We start from the raw sequence: 16,712 nt of genomic DNA, 5'->3' as shown, positions 1-16,712 counted from the left end.
GGGGATGTCGGAGCTCGCAAGGCGTAGGACATGCTGCCGCCAGTCATTCCAACGCAGGATGGAAGAGAGCAATGGCGTACGAGCGGCCGGAACCGAGAGAGAAGCTGAACAAGCCCCAGCGGAAGGAAATGCTGGAGCGGTACTACGGCGAGTATCGGGCGTGGGCGTCCGAAGACCCCTCCCACCTGAATCGCAAGGTGCCACGGGAAGCGTTCGATGAGCTGCTGAACCAGGTCGGCGCACTCCTTCTCGAGCAGGCCACGGTGCTGGCAACGGCCCCCGGCCCCGTTCGCGATTTCCTTGTTCAAAACCCGTTGCCCCCGTCGCTCAAGGGAAAGCTCCCCGAAGAGTTCCGGGCCTTCACGCTGGCGATGAATGCACTGAAGCAATGGGTCGCCGCCGAACAGGCGGCGACGGATCGCTACCTGCTGGGCGGGAACGCGCGCACCGAGTGCCGGGCCGCCGCCGACGTGTGCATGGTTTCAGGCGCCCCGCTTGCTGATGGCGTCGTTGAGCTTCATCACCCCGTGCGTGACGGTCGCCCGCCGATCCCGGTCAGCAAAGATGGCCACGACCAGATCGAGGGGCAGGTCTCCGCTCCTCGCGACGACAGTGTGCGGTCCGTGTTGAACGAGCTGAAGCGGCAGGCAAATCGCTCCTGGGTCCACCTGCGCCGGGGCTGCCTCGACCTGATGAATGCGCCGGTGGAGCACTCGACGCCGAATGTGGCCGCTTCCTCCCGAACATTCGCACGGAGTGCGGCCAAGGCGACGGGGATGTCGTATCAAGAGATCATCGCGTGGCTTGATGACTCGGACCTCGGTGCATAGGGCAGGCTTACGCCTGCTGCTACGCGAACCATCCCTATGTCGAGCAGCCCCACGTCGATGAGTGCCTTGCTCGAAGGGGTGACGCGTCTCCACCACGCACGTCCTCCCGCGACGCGCGCGCAGATTGACGCCTTCGAGCAACGCGTCGGATGGCGACTGGACACGGACCTCCGCGCCTTCTACCTGCACTGTGACGGTGCGGACCTGTTCGACCCCGTCGACCCCGCGTTCTCATTCCCTCCACTTTCCGAACTCCGCCGCGCGCGGATCATCATGAGCCAGGACGACACGGACCGGTCAGGCCCCGCGTCCTGGTACGCCATCTGCGAGGTCCGGGATGGGAACTATGTCCTGCTCGACGTGAGCCAGCAGCACGACGGCAGGTACCCACTGCGCGACGGATTCCGTGAAGGCTTCCCGGATCCAACGCAGTGCCCCGAAATTGCCAGCTCCTTCTCAGAGTTCCTGGCGGGCGCGCTCCGCTCCAACGGGCGCTGGTTCTGGCTGAAGAATCTGATGGAGGAAGAGCGCTGACCTGGGCCCCGGGGCCGCGTCCCCACCGCACGCAGCCACGTTCCGCCAGCAGCCGCGAAAGCCCCGGCATCCGTGCAGGACGCTTCATCCCGGGCCGATTTGTCGGCCTCCCAACAGCGCGTGGATCAGCGCCTCCCTCGCGGCGCCCCTGCGTCTTCCCAGCACCCGCAGGGAGATAGGCAATCTCGGCTTTCTTCGAGAGTGGGCGAGATGTTTTCCAGCGGGGATGTTCGTGTCGCTGCGCACTGGAAACCCGCACGACGTGCTGTCATCGTGGAGGGACTGCGCAGCGCGGCAGGAATGTTGGCGGTGAGCGGGCGGAAGTTGCCCAAGGTCTTGCGGATCGAACGTATTGGGATGTGCTGGACGGAAAACTGTTCCGTCCCGGGGCTGTAAAAACTCCCCGAAACCGAGGGGTGTCTGCTGATGAGCTGGGACCCAGGCCGCATCCGAGTGTCGCAAAAGCGAAGCGGATCAACCGGTTGGCGTGGCCGTCCGCGCAAGCCGGAAAACCCCGGCTCCTGGCACACCGCTCGCATCGGCCGCTGACGCTGTTCCCAACCCCCGCTTCGCCCTTCCCAGGTTCCGGTCCCTCGTGCTCGCCCAGTCGCCTTCCATCTGTTCTTGCGGTCAGCCCCACTCGGAGGCGGAGGCGTGCCCGACGCTGATGCGCGGGCTGGACCTCAACGGCGGCACGATGCTCTACGCCGGCACGCCGCCGCCGGGACCGGCTTCGGCGCTGCCTCCCGCCACGCCCTCGCCCATGTCGTCTCCCACGCCCGTGGTGCCCTCCCTGGTGGGCCAGGAGTTCGGCCGCTTCCGCGTCGTGCGCGAGCTGGGGCGCGGCGGCATGGGCACGGTGTTCCTGGCTGAACACACGCTCATCCAGAAGCGGGTGGCCATCAAGGTGCTCCACGCGCACCTGGCCCAGGCCCCGGAGCTCGTCGCGCGCTTCCTGTCCGAGGCCCGCACGCTCACGCTGGTGCAGCACGAGAACGTCGTCACGCTCTACGACCTGGACTCGCGCGACGGGCGCCCGTACCTCGTCATGGAGTACCTGGAGGGGGACAGCCTGGCGAACTTCGCCCGCGGCCCCATGGCCCCGGCGCTGGTGGTGGAGCTGATGACGCAGGTGTGTGACGCCCTGGGCGCCGCGCACTCGCACGGCATCGTCCACCGCGACCTGAAGCCCGCCAACGTCTTCCTCGTCCCCAGCCCCAGCGGCAAGCAGCGCGTGAAGCTGCTCGACTTCGGCATCGCCAAGCTCCTGTCCCGTCCCGCCGGGGAGATGACCACGGAAGTGGGCGTCCTCCTGGGCACGCCGGAGTTCATGGCCCCCGAGCAGTGCGGCGACGGCGTCGTGGACGCGCGCAGCGACCTCTACGCGGCCGGCGTGCTGGCGTACCTGCTGCTCACCGGCCAGGTGCCCTTCTACGGCCGCACCGCCGCCGAAATCCTGGTGGGCCACCTGCAGAAGGACCCCGTCCCTCCGCACGAACTGAACCCCGCCGTGCCGGAGGCCCTGTCGCGCGTGCTGCTGCGCGCGCTGGCCAAGCGCCCCGAACACCGCTTCGCCTCCGCCGCGGAGCTGCGCACGGCCCTGGAGGCGTCGCTCGCGCCGCCGCCCGCGCCCTCCGCGCCGCCGCTCACCGCGCTCCTGCGCGGCAAGGGCACGCAGGCCCCCGTGGAGCTCAAGGGCGAATGGGTGGGCCGCTCCGGCCTCTTCTTCCAGCTGGCCACCCCGCCTCCCGCGCTCCTGTCGGACGTGGAGCTGCTGCTCCGGCTGCCCGGCGGCGAGATGCCGTGCACCGCGCAGGTGGTGCGCCACGTCACCGCCGAGCAGGCCCAGGCGTGGAACATGCCCCCGGGCTTCGGCGTGCAGCTGCGCGACGCCAGCCCCGCCTTCCAGGCCCAGCTGGCCCAGCTTCGCAACAGCCCGCGCGCGGCGCCCGCTCAGTCCGCGTCCACCGCCGCCATCCCCACGCCCGAGGACGCGCAGGCGGAGGCCGTCCTCCAGGGCTTCCGCCGGCGGCTCGCCGGGGACCCGTACGCCGTGCTGGAGCTGCCGCGCGACGCCACGCTGGAGTCGGTGCGCACCGCCGCCCAGCGCGCTCGCGGGGCGCTGGAGCTGCTCAAGGCCCGCCCGCTGTCGGAGGGCCAGCGCGCCCAGGTGGACCGGGCGCTGGACCGCGTGGCCGGGGCGCTCCACACGCTGGGGCACGTGGAGCGGCGCGTGGAGTACGACGCGACGCTGGGCAACGTGGAGGGCATCGAGCGGTGCCTCGCCGCGGGCCTCACCGCCACCATGCTGGAGCAGTGCCGCCGCCGCTTCCTCGCGGGCAACACCGGCCGCGAGGGCCGCGCCGCCGTGCACCGCCTGTCCGGAGACGCGCTGGCGTCCGTGGGCCGGCTGGAAGAGGCGCTCGCCGCCTACGAGCTGGCTGTCCGCGCGGACCCCCTGGACCTGGAGGGGCTCAAGCGCTGGCGCTTCCTCCGGGCCCGGGTTCGTGGCTCGGCCGCCCCCCGGTAGGGGAGCCAGGCGCGGATCCACCCCGGGGCCGTCTTGCGTATGGGAGAGGACTGCCCGTTAACTCTCTCCTCTTCCATGGCTTCCGAACCCGACGACAAGCTGCCGCCCCAGGGGCGTTTCAACCGCCTGCGCAAGCTGGCGGGTCTCTCCATGCACGTGGGCTCGGAGGTGCTCAAGACGGGCGCGAAACGGCTCTCCGGGAGCAGCCCCTCGGAGCTGCTCAGCCTGGGCACCGCGGAGAAGCTGGTGGCCACGCTGGGGGAGATGAAGGGCGCGGCCATGAAGCTGGGCCAGGCGCTCTCCATGGACCCGGACCTGCTCACGCCCGAGGTGCGGCAGATGATGGCCCGGCTGCAGAACCAGGCCCCCGCCATGTCCTACGCGCAGGTGTCGCGCGTGGTGCAGGAGGAGCTGGGCGCCCCGCCGGAGGCGCTGTTCAAGGAGTTCTCCCCGGACGCGCTCGCCGCCGCCTCGCTGGGACAGGTGCACCGCGCGGTGCTGCACGACGGCCGCAAGGTCGCGGTGAAGGTGCAGTACCCCGGCATCGACGTGTCCATGGGCCATGACATGGACAACCTGGGCCTCGTCGTGAAGACGGTGTCCAAGACGTCGCGGATGATGGACGGCACCGCCTACTTCCAGGAGTTCCGCGACGAGCTCATGCTGGAGCTGGACTACCGCCGCGAGGCGAAGCTCGCGCAAGGCTTCGCGAAGAGCGTGGCGCGGCTGCCGGACCTGTACGTGCCCCAGGTCATCGAGGAGCGCAGCGCCCACCGCGTGCTCACGCTGGAGCTGCTGGAAGGCCAGACGCTCAAGGACTGGGTGACGACGTCGCCGGACAACGAGGCCCGCTTCCGCGTCGCGCGCCAGCTCATCCGCGCCACCTACGGGCCCTTCCTGGACGCGGGGGAGATCCACGCGGACCCGCACCCCGGCAACTTCATGGTGATGCCGGACGGGCGCATGGGCCTGCTGGACTTCGGCTCCATCAAGCGCTTCAGCCCGGGCTTCGTCACGGCCAACCGCCGCATGTTCCAGCAGGCGCTGCGGCTGGAGACGCTGGACGTGCTGGGCCTGTGCCGCGAGGTGGGCTTCTCCGTGGAGCTGCCGGAGGCGGAGGCGGAGCTGCTGCTGCGCGAGGTGCTGCACATCGCCGGGCGGCCCATGCGCAGCTCGCCGTATGACTACGGCACCTGCGACATCAACCGCGACATGCGCAACCACTTCACGCGCAACGCCGCGCGCATCATGCGCATCCGGCCGCCCCCGGAGGCGATGATGTTCTTCCGCGCCACCGGCGGGCTTGCGCAGAACCTGCGGCTCGTGAGCGCGCAGGGCGACTTCCGGCAGGTGTTCCTGGAGGTCGGCGCGCTCGTGGGCGAATGAGCCCCGCCTCGTGAGCAGGGCGGGGCAGGGCCCAGGCTCGGAAGCCTGAGGCTCAGGTGCCGGCGGCGACGCGCGGGCGCTTGTGCAGCCGCTCCAGCTTGCGCGCCAGGTCCGCGCCCTGCGTGCTCTTGGACAGGTAGCCGTCCGCGCCCGCGGCCAGCGCCAGCGCGCGCAGCTTCGACTCGTCGGAGGCGGAGTACAGGACGAAGCGCGTGTTCTCCGGGGCCTGCTGCCGGGCCAGCGCCAGCACCTTGTCGCCGCTCAGCGCGGGGATGTTCACGTCCAGGAGCACCAGGTCCGGCGCCGTGGTGCGCACCAGGTTGGAGACCCCCAGGGACGAGCGGTGGGTGCGCACCTCGAAGTTGTACGAGGTCAACGAGCGCTCCGTCAGCGCGAGCTGGTCCGGGTCATCGTCCACGATGAGGACGCGAATCTTGGGTTCCGACATGGTGGCTCCCCCTGGAACCGACAGTTGGGTGCCCTGGCCGGCAGCTGCCGCCCCGGAAAAAAGAGACCCGGGCACTGCTGGAGTATCCCCCACCCCCCTCCCTTCTGGCCAGCCTCCCTGGAATTTTCTGGAAACTTCCGATTGAAACCACTCGCCTCACCCCGCCGGGTGGGCACCCCTGGAGCCCATCCCTAACTTTGAGGGGTGTGAGCGCCACGGGTCAGGTGGGTGGCCTCCCACCAGGAAGGGACCCGATGACATCCCGACGGAAGGCAGGGCGGACGGAACCGCGGGAGCACGCCCTGGAGGCCCGGGCGGCGGCCCGGCGGCAGGAGGCCACGGCGGCCCGGGCGCAGGCGGAGGCCTACGGCGCCCTTTCCCAGGCCTGCGCGCAGCGGGCCCGGGCACTGAAGGTCGTGTCGCTGGCGGATCAGGCCGTGGCGAAGCTGGGGGGCAACGAGTCCGAGCGGACGTGGGCCGCGGGGGACGGTCAGCGAGCCCGGGTCCACGTGGGCTTGATGGAGCGCGAGGCCTCCGTGCACGCGGCCCAGGCCCGCCGGGCGCAAGCCGAGGCCGCGCGGGCGGACGCCGAGGCGGCGGTGTCCTCGCAGAAGGCCCACCTGGCGCCGCTCGGGCTGCCCGCGGGGCACGTTTTCTGGCAGGACCGGGGCTGACCGCCTGCCTGGCGGCGGTGCCGCTTCCTTCCTGGCGCGCTGCATGGGCCCCGGGTTCTTCCTAGCTTGAGGCAGGGGCAGCGAGGTCCGTTCGCGCTCCGACTGGGGGCTGAGGACCGTGCAACGCCACGACATCATCGTCATCGGCACGTCCATGGGCGGCGTGGAGGCCTTGACCCAACTGGTGGGTCAACTGCCAGGGGACCTGGCCGCCAGCGTGCTGCTGGTGCTCCACGTTTCAGCGCAGCACCGCAGCTACCTGCCGGAGATCCTCTCCCGCTCCGGCCCCTTGCCGGCCCACCATCCCCGGGACGGGGAGCGGCTGGCGCCGGGCCGCATCTACGTGGCCCCCAATGACAGACATCTGCTGGTGGAGCCGGGCCACGTGAAGGTGGTGAAGGGACCCAAGGAGAACGGGCACCGGCCGGCGGTGGATCCGCTGTTCCGCTCGGCCGCGAGCAGCCATGGCCCGCGCGTGGTGGGCGTGGTGCTGACCGGCGCGCTGGATTGTGGCACCAGCGGCCTGATGGCGGTGAAGCGCGAGGGCGGGGTGGCGGTGGTGCAGGAGCCGCGCGACGCGCTCTGCCCGGACATGCCCCGCAGCGCGCTGGAGTACGTGTCGGTGGACCACTGCGTGCCCCTGGTGGAACTGGGGCCGCTCTTGACGCGGCTGGTGGATACACCCGTGGCCCCGCGCTCGCGCAAGCGGTCGCGGCAGGTGGAAACAGAGGTGAAGGCGATGACGGTGGACGTTTCCTCCATGGAGGACCCGCCCTCGCCGCTGGAGTACGCGAAGCCGTCCTACTACGGGTGTCCCGACTGCGGCGGTGTGCTCTTCGAACTGGAGGAGCACGGCTTCCTGCGCTTCCGCTGCCGCACGGGCCATGCGTACACGGCGGAGGCGCTGTCCGGCTCGCAGCAGAACCAACTGGACGGCGCGCTGTGGGCCGCGCTGCGCGCGCTGGAGGAGAGCGCGTCCCTGTCGCGCCGGTTGGCCACGAAGGCCCGGCAGCGCGGCCATGACCTTTCCGCGCAGCGCTTCGAGGAGCGCGCCCGCACGTCCGAAGCCCAGGTGGAGCTGCTACGCAAGGCGATGCTCGACGCGTCGCCGTCCGGCGAGGCGTCTTCTGGGCCCGCGGCGCCTCCGGAGTCCGCGGTCCCCGGCGAGCCGGAGCAGACGGGCTGAGGCCCTGCGCGTCAGCGCGCACCGCCGCGCGCGGAGAGCGGCTTCAGCGCGGGGAAGGTGAGCGTGAACACCGCGCCACCTTCCGGGCGGTTGGCCGCGGTGAGCGTGCCGCCCACGTTCGTCACCACGCCGTGGGCCATGGACAGGCCCAGGCCGGTGCCCTTGTCTCCCTTGGTGGTGAAGAAGGGCTTGAAGATGTTTGGCAGGTACTCCTCTGGGATTCCGGTGCCCTCGTCCTCCACCGTGAGCCGCACGCGCTTCCCGGACTTGAAGACCCGCAGGCGGATGACGCCACCCCGGGACATGGCGTCGCGCGCGTTGATGAGCAGGTTGATGACGACGTAGCGCAGCTCCATGGCCGAACCGGACACGTGGGGCAGCCCTTCGGGCAGCTCCACGTCCAGGCGCAGGGCATGTCCTCCCTGCCGCGCCTGGTGCTCGATGCCCCCCCGGACGATGTCCACCGCGTCGTGGACCACGTCCGCCAGCTGGACGCGCTCCAGGACGGTGCCGGGCTTGCGGCGGGAGAAGTCCTGGAGCCGGCCCACGCGCGCGTTCGCGTCGGACACGATGCGCGCGAGCGCGTCCAGGTGCTGGTGGCCCTGGCTGGTGGGGCCCACGTCGCGCTGGAGCAGCTCCAGCCGCAGCCGCATGGCGTCGAGCGTGGCGCGCAGGTCGTGCGCGATGCCCGCCGCCAGCTCCCCCAGGGCGCGCACCTTCTCGCGCTCCAGCAGGGTGGCGCGAGCGCTCGCCAGCTCCTCCTCGGCGCGCGCCTGTTCGGTGATGTCGCGCGCGAGCACCAGCACCTGCACCTGCATGTGGCCGGTGACGCGCTCGGCGCGCACCTCCATCACCCGGGGCGTCTTCTCACGCGTCTGCCGGTAGCGGGTGACGCGAGCGCCGCCTTCGGTGAGCGCGAGCACCGCCGCGGCCTCCGCCTGGCCCACGTCGCGCAGGACCATCCACTGCGCTCCGTCCTCCTCGCGCCGCCAGGGCCCTCGCAGCCGCCCCAGCGCATGCCAGCGGCTGTTGGCCAGCACCACGCTGGTGGCGTTCATCATCGCGAGCGCGCTGTCACTGGTCTCCAGCGCCCAGTTGGACAGCTTGAAGGTGAGGAACTGCCGCCGGGTGCGCTCCCCCAGCTTGCGCACCAGCACCGAGTGCTTGGCCAGGAGCTCGCGGTACTTGCGCAACAGCCCCTCGGGTTCCTGGGCGCCTGGGTCCGGCGCGGCGGAGGACGCGGGAGGAGACGTGCGGCGGGGGCTCATGCCCTGAGCTTCTCCTGCAGACTCCGGTTCTCTTCCTGCAGGGCGGTGGCCCGGGTGGTGTCCTCGAAGAGGATGATGGAGCCCAGCACCTGCGTGTCGCTGACGAGCGGCGTGGCCACCAGCGTGGCGCTGCCCTTGCCTCCGTGCGGCAGCTGGTAGGGAATGCCGTCCAGCCGCAGGGAGCGCTTCTCCTGCAGATTGCGGCGCAGCTTGAGCACCAGCGCGCGCTTCAGCGCGGGCACGTGCAGGGACCACAGCAGCTGACCCATCGTCTCGCGCTCGGTGAGGCCCAGGAGCCGCTCCGCGGCCAGGTTCCAGGTGGTGACGCGGCCGTCTTCGTCCAGCACCAGCACCGCGGCGGACAGCGAGCGGATGATGGTGCGCTGGCAGAAGGTGAGCGCGTCCATCTCCAGCGTGCGGTGCGCCAGCTCGCGGTTGGTGGCGTCCAGCTCCGAGTTGGCGGACTGGAGCTCCTCGTTGGTCGTCTCCAGTTCCTCGTTGGTGGACTGCAGCTCCTCGTTCGTCGTCTGCAGCTCCTCGTTCGCGGACTGGAGCTCCTCGTTGGTCGTCTCCAGCTCCTCGTTGGAGGCGCGCAGCTCCTCCGTGGAGGACTGCATCCGCAGGTTGATGGCCTGCAGCTCCTCCTGCAACGCGCGCAGGGCCTGCTCCACGCCGCGCAGGTGGGTGGTGTCGTGGATGATGTACAGCAGGCCCTGGCGCTCACCGTGGGGATCGCGCATGGGCACCACCTGGGTGCGCAGGGCCATGGGCTCCCCGTTGGCGATTTCCATCGTTCCGTCGGACACCTCCCGCTCGGAGCTGCCGGTGCGCACGCGCTGGCTCTGTTCGATGAGCAGGTCGCCGCTGAGGCCCACCAGGCCCAGCGCGGACAGCTTCTTGCCCAGCACCTCGCCCTCGTTGCGGTTCCACATCCGGGCCGCCGCGCGGCTCCAGAGCGTCACCGTGCCGTCGTTGTCCGTCGCGATGTGCGGACAGGGATGCGAGTCCAGGAGGTTGCGCAGGAAGGTGCGCTCGAAGTCCGCGCTGGGTTCGAGGAGGCGCGGCAGGGACACCGGCTCCGGGGGCAGCCGGTCCTGCGTCGTGCTGGTCACCTCCGAATGGCCGTCCTTGCGGTAGATGCGCCGGGCCAGGTCGATGGGGCGGAAGAGCCGGGCCGCGAAGGGGATGAGCTCCGAGCGCCCCAGCACCATCAGGCCACTCCGGCGCAGCGCGAACTGGAAGCGCGCCAGCACCCGCTTCTGCAGGTCGGAGTCCAGGTAGATGAAGACGTTGCGGCACAGGATGAGGTCGATGCGCGACACCGGTGCGTCCGACACCAGGTTGTTCACGCCGAACACGACCGCGCGGCGGATCTCCTTGCGCACCGTGTAGTTGTTGCCCGTGCGGACGAAGAAGCGCGCCAGCCGCTCCGGGGAGACGTTCTCCAACTGCTCCGGCGTGTAGATGCCCCGGCGCGCGGTGGCGATGGCGTCCTCGTCCACGTCGGTGCCGAACACCTTCAGCTCCACGCCGGGATAGCCCGGGCCCAGCGCCTCCGCCGCGATGATGGCCAGCGAATACGCCTCCTCGCCGGTGGCGCAGCCGGCGCTCCAGATGCGCAGCTCCTTGTCCGGCCGATGGCGGACGAGCTCCGCGACGCTCTGCTCCAACGCCTGCCAGACCTCGCGGTCCCGGAAGAAGCTCGTCAGCTTGATGAGCATGGACGAGACCAGCGTGCTCACCTCGCCGGGGTCCCGCTCCAACAGCGCCAGGTAGGCCGCCCGGCTGCGACAACGCGTGGCCTGCATCCGCCGCTCGATGCGCCGTTGCAGCGTGGCTCGCTTGTAGTTGCGGAAGTCGAAGTTCCGGACCTGCCGCACCTTCTCCAGGATGGCTTCGAGCTCGCTGTCGCGGGGGGGCTTGGTCGCCATGTCGAGGAAGTAGCCCAGCGTTTTCAACCGGGCAAGACCCGCAGTCTCCTCGCGTGCGAGCAGTGTCGGGCATACTCCTCGTCTGGGTCTCCGACGACGAAACGTTCGCTGCGCTCCTCCTCTGTCGCATGGATACAGGGAGTGGTTTCACAGGGGGCGGCGGGATGGCGTAGCGTGGATGTCCCTTCCCAGGGGGTGATGACCAAACGATGGGAAGGCAAGGGTGTCATCCATGGAGCTGACCTCAACGGGCCGCGAGATCCGTGTGGCGTTGCTGGAAGATCAGCAAGTGTTCCGAGAGAGCCTGGTGGCCATGCTCGAAGGCGCGGGAATGAAGGTGGTGGCCCGGTGCGCGGAGACGGGCGCGTTCCTGTCCAACGTGCGCGCGGCCGCGCCCGACGTGGCGGTGGTGGATCTGCGGCTGGAGCACGTGGGCCGCGAGGGCGCGGAGGATGGGTTGAACGCGCTGAAGTATCTGCATGACTTCCATCCGCAGGTGCGCGCGCTGGTGCTGTCCGGCCACCGGGAGCCGGACGTGGTGGAGCGCTGCTTCCAGGCGGGGGCGGCGGGCTACCTGTGCAAGCTGAACGTGGGCTGTGATGACGTGGTGCGCGCCGTGGGCCGCGTGGCCCGGGGCGAGCGGCTGCTGCCCATGGACATGCTCCACGCCAGCACCCTCCACCTGGATGACCTCCACATGCCGGTCTCCGCGCTGTCGCGGCTCACGCTGCGTGAGCGCGAGGTGCTGGGCTACGTGGCGGCCGGCGCGGACAACCTGAAGATCGCCGCGCACCTGGGCATCACCGAACGGACGGTGAAGGCCCACCTCACGAGCATCTACCGCAAGCTGGGGCCGGAGAACCGCGCCCAGCTCGCGGTGATGGCGTGCGAGCTGGGCGTGGCCCGTCCCGTGCTGGCCTGAGGCCCTGTCTTCAGGGCGCCGCGGTCTCCTCCGCGGCGTCCCGGGGGCCGCCCAGGTGCTGGAGGAACCACTCACCGGCGAGCTCCGCCACCTGCTCCAGCTCCGAGTCCTCCTGGAAGTGGTGGGTGGCGCCCGGGATGATGTCCATGCGCTTGTCGGCGCGGAGCGCTTCGTAGGCCCGGCGGTTGATGTCCAGGCCCAGCGTGTCCGCGCCGCCCACCAGCAGCAGGGTGGGTGCCCGCACCTTGGGCAGCACCGCCCCGGCCAGGTCCGGGCGGCCGCCCCGCGACACGACGGCCTCCACTTGGTCGGGCCGGAAGGCCGCGGCCGACAGCGCCGCGCCCGCGCCGGTGTGCGCGCCGAAGTAGCCCACGCGCAGGCCCTGGGTGGGCCCTTCGCGCTGGAGCCACCGGGCCGCGCCCGCCATGCGCATGCCCAGCAGGCCCACGTTGAAGCGCAGTTGCCGCGTGCGGCGCTCCTCCATCTCCTCGCTGGTCAGCAGGTCCATCAGCAGGGTGCCCAGCCCCATCGCCTGGAACAGGCGCGAGGTCTGCGCGAGCCTTGGACTCTGGAGGCTGCTGTCGCTGCCGCGCGCCAGCACCACCACGCCCCGGGCCCCCGCGGGCACCGCCAGCCGTCCCCGGACGAGGACGGCGTCATCGACCGGCACCATCACCTCGCGCTCCAGATGCGTGCGCGCCGGTCTGCCACCACGCTGCGCTTGCGACTCCCGCGCTTCTTCCCACCCGTGGTCCTGCCCTACCGCCTTCAACCCCGTTCGTGACCGGGGACCTGTCATACAGGCTCCTCCCGTCTGCGTTTGGCTGGTTACAGCGTCTGGCTGAGACACAAGTTGAGCACCGGCCCTCCCGCTGAGACCTGCCAGAAGGTGCCGGGTGTCCAGCGTAGGACAGGACCGCCAGTGCCGGGGAGGACGCCCGGGGGTGGGCGCCCTGCTTCCCGGGCCTCCCCTGAAAGGTGGGGAGACGGGTGGGGACTTCAGGGCTTCGTGGCCACCACGAGCTCGAAGGGGCCGGGGAGCACCTGCGCGTGCGTGAAGCCCGCGGCGGTGAGTGCCTCCAGGTAGAACTCCACCTCGCGCAACCGGCTCACGCACGTGTCCACGCCGATGAGGAAGTAGGACCAGAAGAACTGGGCCGCCAGCCGCTCCGGGGTGCGGAACTCCTCGCAGATGAGCACGTGGCCGCCGGAGGGCAGGGCGGTGAAGGCGGCCTGCATCAGCGACCGCGCCACCTCCGCGGGCCAGTCATGCAGCACGCGCACGAACGACAGCGCGTCGTAGCCCCGGGGCAGGGGCTCCTGCAGGAAGTCACCGCCCACGAACCCCATCCGCTTGTCGGACAGGCCCGCGCGCTCGCGCGTGCGCGCGACGAGCGGCTCGGTGGCGGGCAGGTTGTAGACATCCACGGAGAGCGACGGGTGCTGACGCAGCAGGTGCTCCGCGAGCGTGCCGTCCCCGCCGCCCACGTCGAGCAGCCGGGCCTCGGAAGGCCACAGGGTGCCCGCGTGCGTGCGGAACGTCTCCAGGATGGGGCCCAGGCCCGCGGCCATGCTGGCCTCGAAGCCCTCCACCTGTTCGGGCGTGCGCGGAGGCCAGTCGAACGACGTGGCGGACATGGAGTGCTGGCCGCGCAGGGTCTCCGGCATGCGGCCGTGCAGGGCCTTCCAGTCGTACTTCTCGCGATCGCGCTCCAGCGAGTTCGCGCCCAGCACGGCCTCCGCCGCCGCGCGCAGGCCGGGCACGCCCCGGTAGCGAGCCGCCTCCAGCGCGTCGCTGGTCTGCTCGCGCTGCACGAGCCCCAGGCTCTCCAGGCAGTCGAGGAACTTGTAGAGCCGCTTGGGGACCAAGCCGTGCTTCGTGGCCAGCTCGCCCAGCGTCACCGGGCCGGGCTCCAGCGCGTCCAGCAGGCCCAGGTTGAGGGCCGTCTCCACGACGTCCAGCGCGCGGGCGCCGTTGAACAGCAGGTGCAAGAGCGCGCGGGGCGACGGGGCCTCGCGCGTGAAGGGAGGCATCTGGCTCATGCGGCTTCCTTGCGCTGCTCTTCGATGAGCGCGTCCATGAAGGCGTCCACCTCTTCCCGCGAGTTGTAGAAGTGCGGCGCCGCGCGCAGGAAGCCCCGGTGGCTGCAGATGAAGCCGCGCGCCACCAGCCGCGCTGTCACCTGGGCGTCGCCCGGGAAGCTCATCGCCACCACGCCGCCGCGCTGGTGCGGCTCGCGCGGGGTCACCACGCGCAGGCCCGCCTCATCCGCGCGGGCCATCAGCCTGTGGGTGAGCGCCAACGAGTGCTCGCGCACGGCGTGGATGCCCACGCCCTTGAGCAGCTCCAGGCCCGGACGGGACAGCAGCACCATCAGGGGCGCGGGCGTGCCCCCCATCAGGCGGCGGGCATCCGGGGCGTAGTCCGTCGTCTGCTGGAAGCCGAGCGGGGACGCGCCGGCCAGCCACCCTGTGGCGGCGGGCCGCAGCGAGGGGAGCAGGTCCGGACGCACGTACATGAAGGCCGCCTCGGAGCCGCCCAGCCACTTGTGCGCGCCGCCCATGAGGAAGTCCACGTCCAGCGCGCGCACGTCGATGGGGACGGTGCCCACCGTCTGATACGCGTCCGTGGCGATGAGCGCCCCGGCCGCGTGTGCCGCCTTCGCGATGCGTGCGACGTCCAGCACCGCGCCGGTGGCGAAGGCGCCGTGGGCGACGCAGACGATGCGCGTGCGTGTGTCGATGGCCGCTTCCAGCGCGGCTTCGTCCACGCGGCCGTCCTTCGACGGGACGACGACCAGCTCCGCCCCGTAGCGCGCGAAGCCCTTCCAGATGAAGGGCACCGTGGGGAACTCCAGGTCGGTGATGACGACGCGGCGGCGCTCTCCGGTGAACTCCAGGCACGAGGCCAGGCGCGACAGGTGCGCGCTCAGGTTCGTGTCCAGCGCCACGGAACCGGCGGGCGCGCCGATGAGGCCCGCCACGCCGTCCGCGTACGCCTGCATCTGGGACAGCCAAGTGTCCCAGGTGTCATCGCGCCACGCGCGCATCGTGTTCCAGTACTGCGCCAGCACGCCCTCGGCCGCCCGGGGCAGCGCCCCGGTGGAGTTGCTGTTGAGGTACGTGCAGGTCTGGAGCAGCGGGTACTCCGCGCGCAGGGCTCCCGGGAGTGCCGCCAAGGTCACGGCTGGCTCCGCAGCTCCTGGGCGTGGGCGTACGCCGATGCGTGCGCGGCGTGCGAATGCGTGTGCGGCCCGTGAGGCGTCGGAGCGTGGGGCACCGGCGCATGCGGCCCGTGCGCCACCGGCGCGGGAACCGCCGCGGTGTGCGGTGCGGAAGCGTGGACGACCGGCGCGTGGGCCACCGGGGCGTGCGGCGCATGGGCCACGTGCGCCGGCGGGGAAGGCTGCGCATGGGGCGCCGCCGCATGCGCCACCGGCGAGTGCGCGGCGTGGGCCACCGGCGCGTGAGCCACCGCCGCATGCGCCACCGGCGAGTGCGGCGCGTGAGCCGCGTGAGCCGCCGCCGCATGCGCCACCGGCGAGTGCGCGGCGTGTGCCGCCGCCGCATGCGCCACCGGCGAGTGCGCGGCGTGGGCCGCGTGGGCCACCGGCGCGTGAGCCGCCGCATGCGCCACCGGCGAGTGCGCGGCGTGGGCCGCGTGGGCCACCGGCGCGTGGGCCGCCGCTGCATGCGCCACGGGGGCATGCTGCGCGTGAGCCGCCGGAGCGTGAACCGCCGCTGCATGCGCCACCGGGGCGTGCGCCGCCGGAGCGTGCTGCGCGTTCATCGCATGCATCGGGCAGCCGCCACCGACGCGCGCCTCATGCCCATGCGCCATGGACGCGTGAGCCGCATGCGCCGCCGCGGCGTGGGCCATGGGCTCGTGATGCACATGCGCCGCCGGAGCGTGCTGCGCGTGGGCCACCGGAGCCGCCTGCGCGTGGGCCATGGGCGCGTGCACCGCCGTGTCCTTCATCGCGTTCATCGCGGCCATCGGGCAGCCGCCACCGGTGCGGTCCGCGCCCGGCGCGTAGCCGCCCTCGCGCTTCCAGCCCGCGGTCAGCTCCACGCGCACGTCCCACAGCGCGCGGAACAGCGGCAGGGTCATCCGCGCCTGGAGCACCTGCGAAGGCAGCCCGTCCAGCGCCTTCACCGTACGGTCGATGCCAATCGTCCGGCGCACCAGCTGGTAGTGCGCGTACAGCCATCCCTGGAACGTCTCATCCACCGTCACCAGCTGCTCGCAGACGTGCTGCAGGTCCTTCGGCCCCCCAGCCGAATAGACCTGGAACAGCGTCAGCCCGCGGCGCGCCAGCATGCGCTCCATCGCGGACTCGAGCCCGTCCGCCGCGTGGCGGAGCGTGTTGTAGCCCGGCGACTCCTGACCGCTGCCGCTGCCCAGGCTGCGGCGGATGACCTGGTACTCGGCCGGGGTCATCGTCTCCAGGATGGCCATCTCCGCGCTGATGCCGGAGAGGATCTTCTGCACCCGAGGCAGCCGGGCAGCCACCGCCCACAGCGCGTCGCGGTCCATCTCCGCCACCACCTCCACCATCTCCCGCGACGCCAGCTTCAGGTACAGCTCCTGGGACTGGTGGACGATCTGGAACATCAGCTCGTCATGGGAGACCAGCTCGCCTTCCGGCGACTGCAGCGACAGCAGCGTACCCGTGTGCAGGTAGCGCTCGTAGTCCAGCTCGCCCGTGCCGACCCACTTCTTCAGCATCTGGTTGAACAGGGGTTGAGTCAGCTCCTGCTTCAGCTTTTCCGCGTGGCTGTAATCTGTGGACGTGTGCAAGGTGCCTCCGGGGGGACGCAGGCAGTTCGTGGTGGGTGAGGCGCGCCCCAGTCGGGAGGAACAGTGAGCGCGTAAATCTCTAGAAGCGACTACCTTACAGCCCTTTTGGTGAACTTCAAGTCATACAGGGCTTGCTGGTTATCGATTTTTGAGATTCCCATCGTTCCGGAGGGTGGGGTAGCCCGAGGGGTCGGGCTTACCC

The 16,712-nt window shown here is 71.0% G+C and carries 14 protein-coding genes; 7 read left to right on the top strand and 7 right to left on the bottom strand.

Annotated features, from left to right (window positions below; translation table 11 throughout):
• Positions 1-71 precede the first annotated feature (71 nt).
• The 4 genes from D7X32_RS21345 to D7X32_RS21330 all read left to right on the top strand — a co-directional run bounded on the left by D7X32_RS21345 (position 72) and on the right by D7X32_RS21330 (position 5,280).
• On the top strand, positions 72-830 hold the full coding sequence (locus tag D7X32_RS21345) for a hypothetical protein (protein ID WP_120604410.1): 759 nt from the start codon (positions 72-74) through the stop codon (positions 828-830).
• 57 nt (positions 831-887) lie between these two features.
• Positions 888-1,364, top strand: coding sequence for an SMI1/KNR4 family protein (locus D7X32_RS21340; protein WP_120604409.1), 477 nt, complete (start codon positions 888-890; stop codon positions 1,362-1,364).
• A 667-nt stretch (positions 1,365-2,031) separates the two neighbouring features.
• Complete coding sequence (locus tag D7X32_RS21335; RefSeq protein ID WP_244239118.1) at positions 2,032-3,894, top strand: serine/threonine-protein kinase; 1,863 nt, start codon at positions 2,032-2,034, stop codon at positions 3,892-3,894.
• A 75-nt stretch (positions 3,895-3,969) separates the two neighbouring features.
• Positions 3,970-5,280: an ABC1 kinase family protein gene (locus D7X32_RS21330; RefSeq protein ID WP_120604407.1), complete on the top strand. Its 1,311-nt coding sequence runs from the start codon at positions 3,970-3,972 to the stop codon at positions 5,278-5,280.
• 52 nt (positions 5,281-5,332) lie between these two features.
• Here D7X32_RS21330 and D7X32_RS21325 read toward each other — a convergent pair whose 3' ends face one another.
• Entirely contained in the window at positions 5,333-5,728 is a 396-nt protein-coding gene (locus D7X32_RS21325) for a response regulator (RefSeq protein ID WP_120604406.1), read from the bottom strand.
• 254 nt (positions 5,729-5,982) lie between these two features.
• On the opposite strand from D7X32_RS21325, the gene D7X32_RS21320 reads away from it, so the two are divergent.
• Complete coding sequence (locus D7X32_RS21320; protein WP_120604405.1) at positions 5,983-6,402, top strand: hypothetical protein; 420 nt, start codon at positions 5,983-5,985, stop codon at positions 6,400-6,402.
• 118 nt (positions 6,403-6,520) lie between these two features.
• Positions 6,521-7,588 carry a chemotaxis protein CheB gene (locus D7X32_RS21315; protein ID WP_120604404.1) on the top strand — a complete coding sequence of 356 codons (1,068 nt, stop codon included), beginning with the start codon at positions 6,521-6,523 and terminating at the stop codon, positions 7,586-7,588.
• A gap of 11 nt (positions 7,589-7,599) precedes the next feature.
• On the opposite strand, the gene D7X32_RS21310 is transcribed toward D7X32_RS21315, so the two are convergent.
• Entirely contained in the window at positions 7,600-8,856 is a 1,257-nt protein-coding gene (locus tag D7X32_RS21310; RefSeq protein ID WP_120604403.1) for a sensor histidine kinase, read from the bottom strand.
• Complete coding sequence (locus D7X32_RS21305; RefSeq protein ID WP_120604427.1) at positions 8,853-10,787, bottom strand: CheR family methyltransferase; 1,935 nt, start codon at positions 10,785-10,787, stop codon at positions 8,853-8,855. Before D7X32_RS21305 ends, D7X32_RS21310 begins: the two co-directional genes overlap by 4 nt.
• A gap of 232 nt (positions 10,788-11,019) precedes the next feature.
• On the opposite strand from D7X32_RS21305, the gene D7X32_RS21300 reads away from it, so the two are divergent.
• Positions 11,020-11,709 carry a response regulator transcription factor gene (locus D7X32_RS21300; protein ID WP_120604402.1) on the top strand — a complete coding sequence of 230 codons (690 nt, stop codon included), beginning with the start codon at positions 11,020-11,022 and terminating at the stop codon, positions 11,707-11,709.
• Positions 11,710-11,719: 10 nt separating this feature from the next.
• Here the strand turns inward: D7X32_RS21300 and D7X32_RS21295 are convergent, their stop codons facing one another.
• The 4 genes from D7X32_RS21295 to D7X32_RS21280 all read right to left on the bottom strand — a co-directional run bounded on the left by D7X32_RS21295 (position 11,720) and on the right by D7X32_RS21280 (position 16,510).
• Positions 11,720-12,382 carry a dienelactone hydrolase family protein gene (locus D7X32_RS21295; RefSeq protein ID WP_120604401.1) on the bottom strand — a complete coding sequence of 221 codons (663 nt, stop codon included), beginning with the start codon at positions 12,380-12,382 and terminating at the stop codon, positions 11,720-11,722.
• Between the two features lie 326 nt (positions 12,383-12,708).
• Positions 12,709-13,752: a methyltransferase gene (locus D7X32_RS21290; RefSeq protein ID WP_244239117.1), complete on the bottom strand. Its 1,044-nt coding sequence runs from the start codon at positions 13,750-13,752 to the stop codon at positions 12,709-12,711.
• Positions 13,749-14,894: an aminotransferase class V-fold PLP-dependent enzyme gene (locus D7X32_RS21285; RefSeq protein WP_120604400.1), complete on the bottom strand. Its 1,146-nt coding sequence runs from the start codon at positions 14,892-14,894 to the stop codon at positions 13,749-13,751. Before D7X32_RS21285 ends, D7X32_RS21290 begins: the two co-directional genes overlap by 4 nt.
• Positions 14,891-16,510: a tryptophan 2,3-dioxygenase family protein gene (locus D7X32_RS21280; RefSeq protein WP_120604399.1), complete on the bottom strand. Its 1,620-nt coding sequence runs from the start codon at positions 16,508-16,510 to the stop codon at positions 14,891-14,893. The genes D7X32_RS21285 and D7X32_RS21280 overlap by 4 nt, the downstream gene beginning before the upstream one ends.
• Positions 16,511-16,712 lie beyond the last annotated feature (202 nt).

This window comes from Corallococcus carmarthensis, from assembly GCF_003611695.1.
In the GTDB taxonomy this organism is placed as follows: Bacteria; Myxococcota; Myxococcia; order Myxococcales; family Myxococcaceae; genus Corallococcus; species Corallococcus carmarthensis.
Note: the sequence above shows the minus strand (reverse complement) of the source record. Positions and strands in the feature narration are given on the sequence as shown.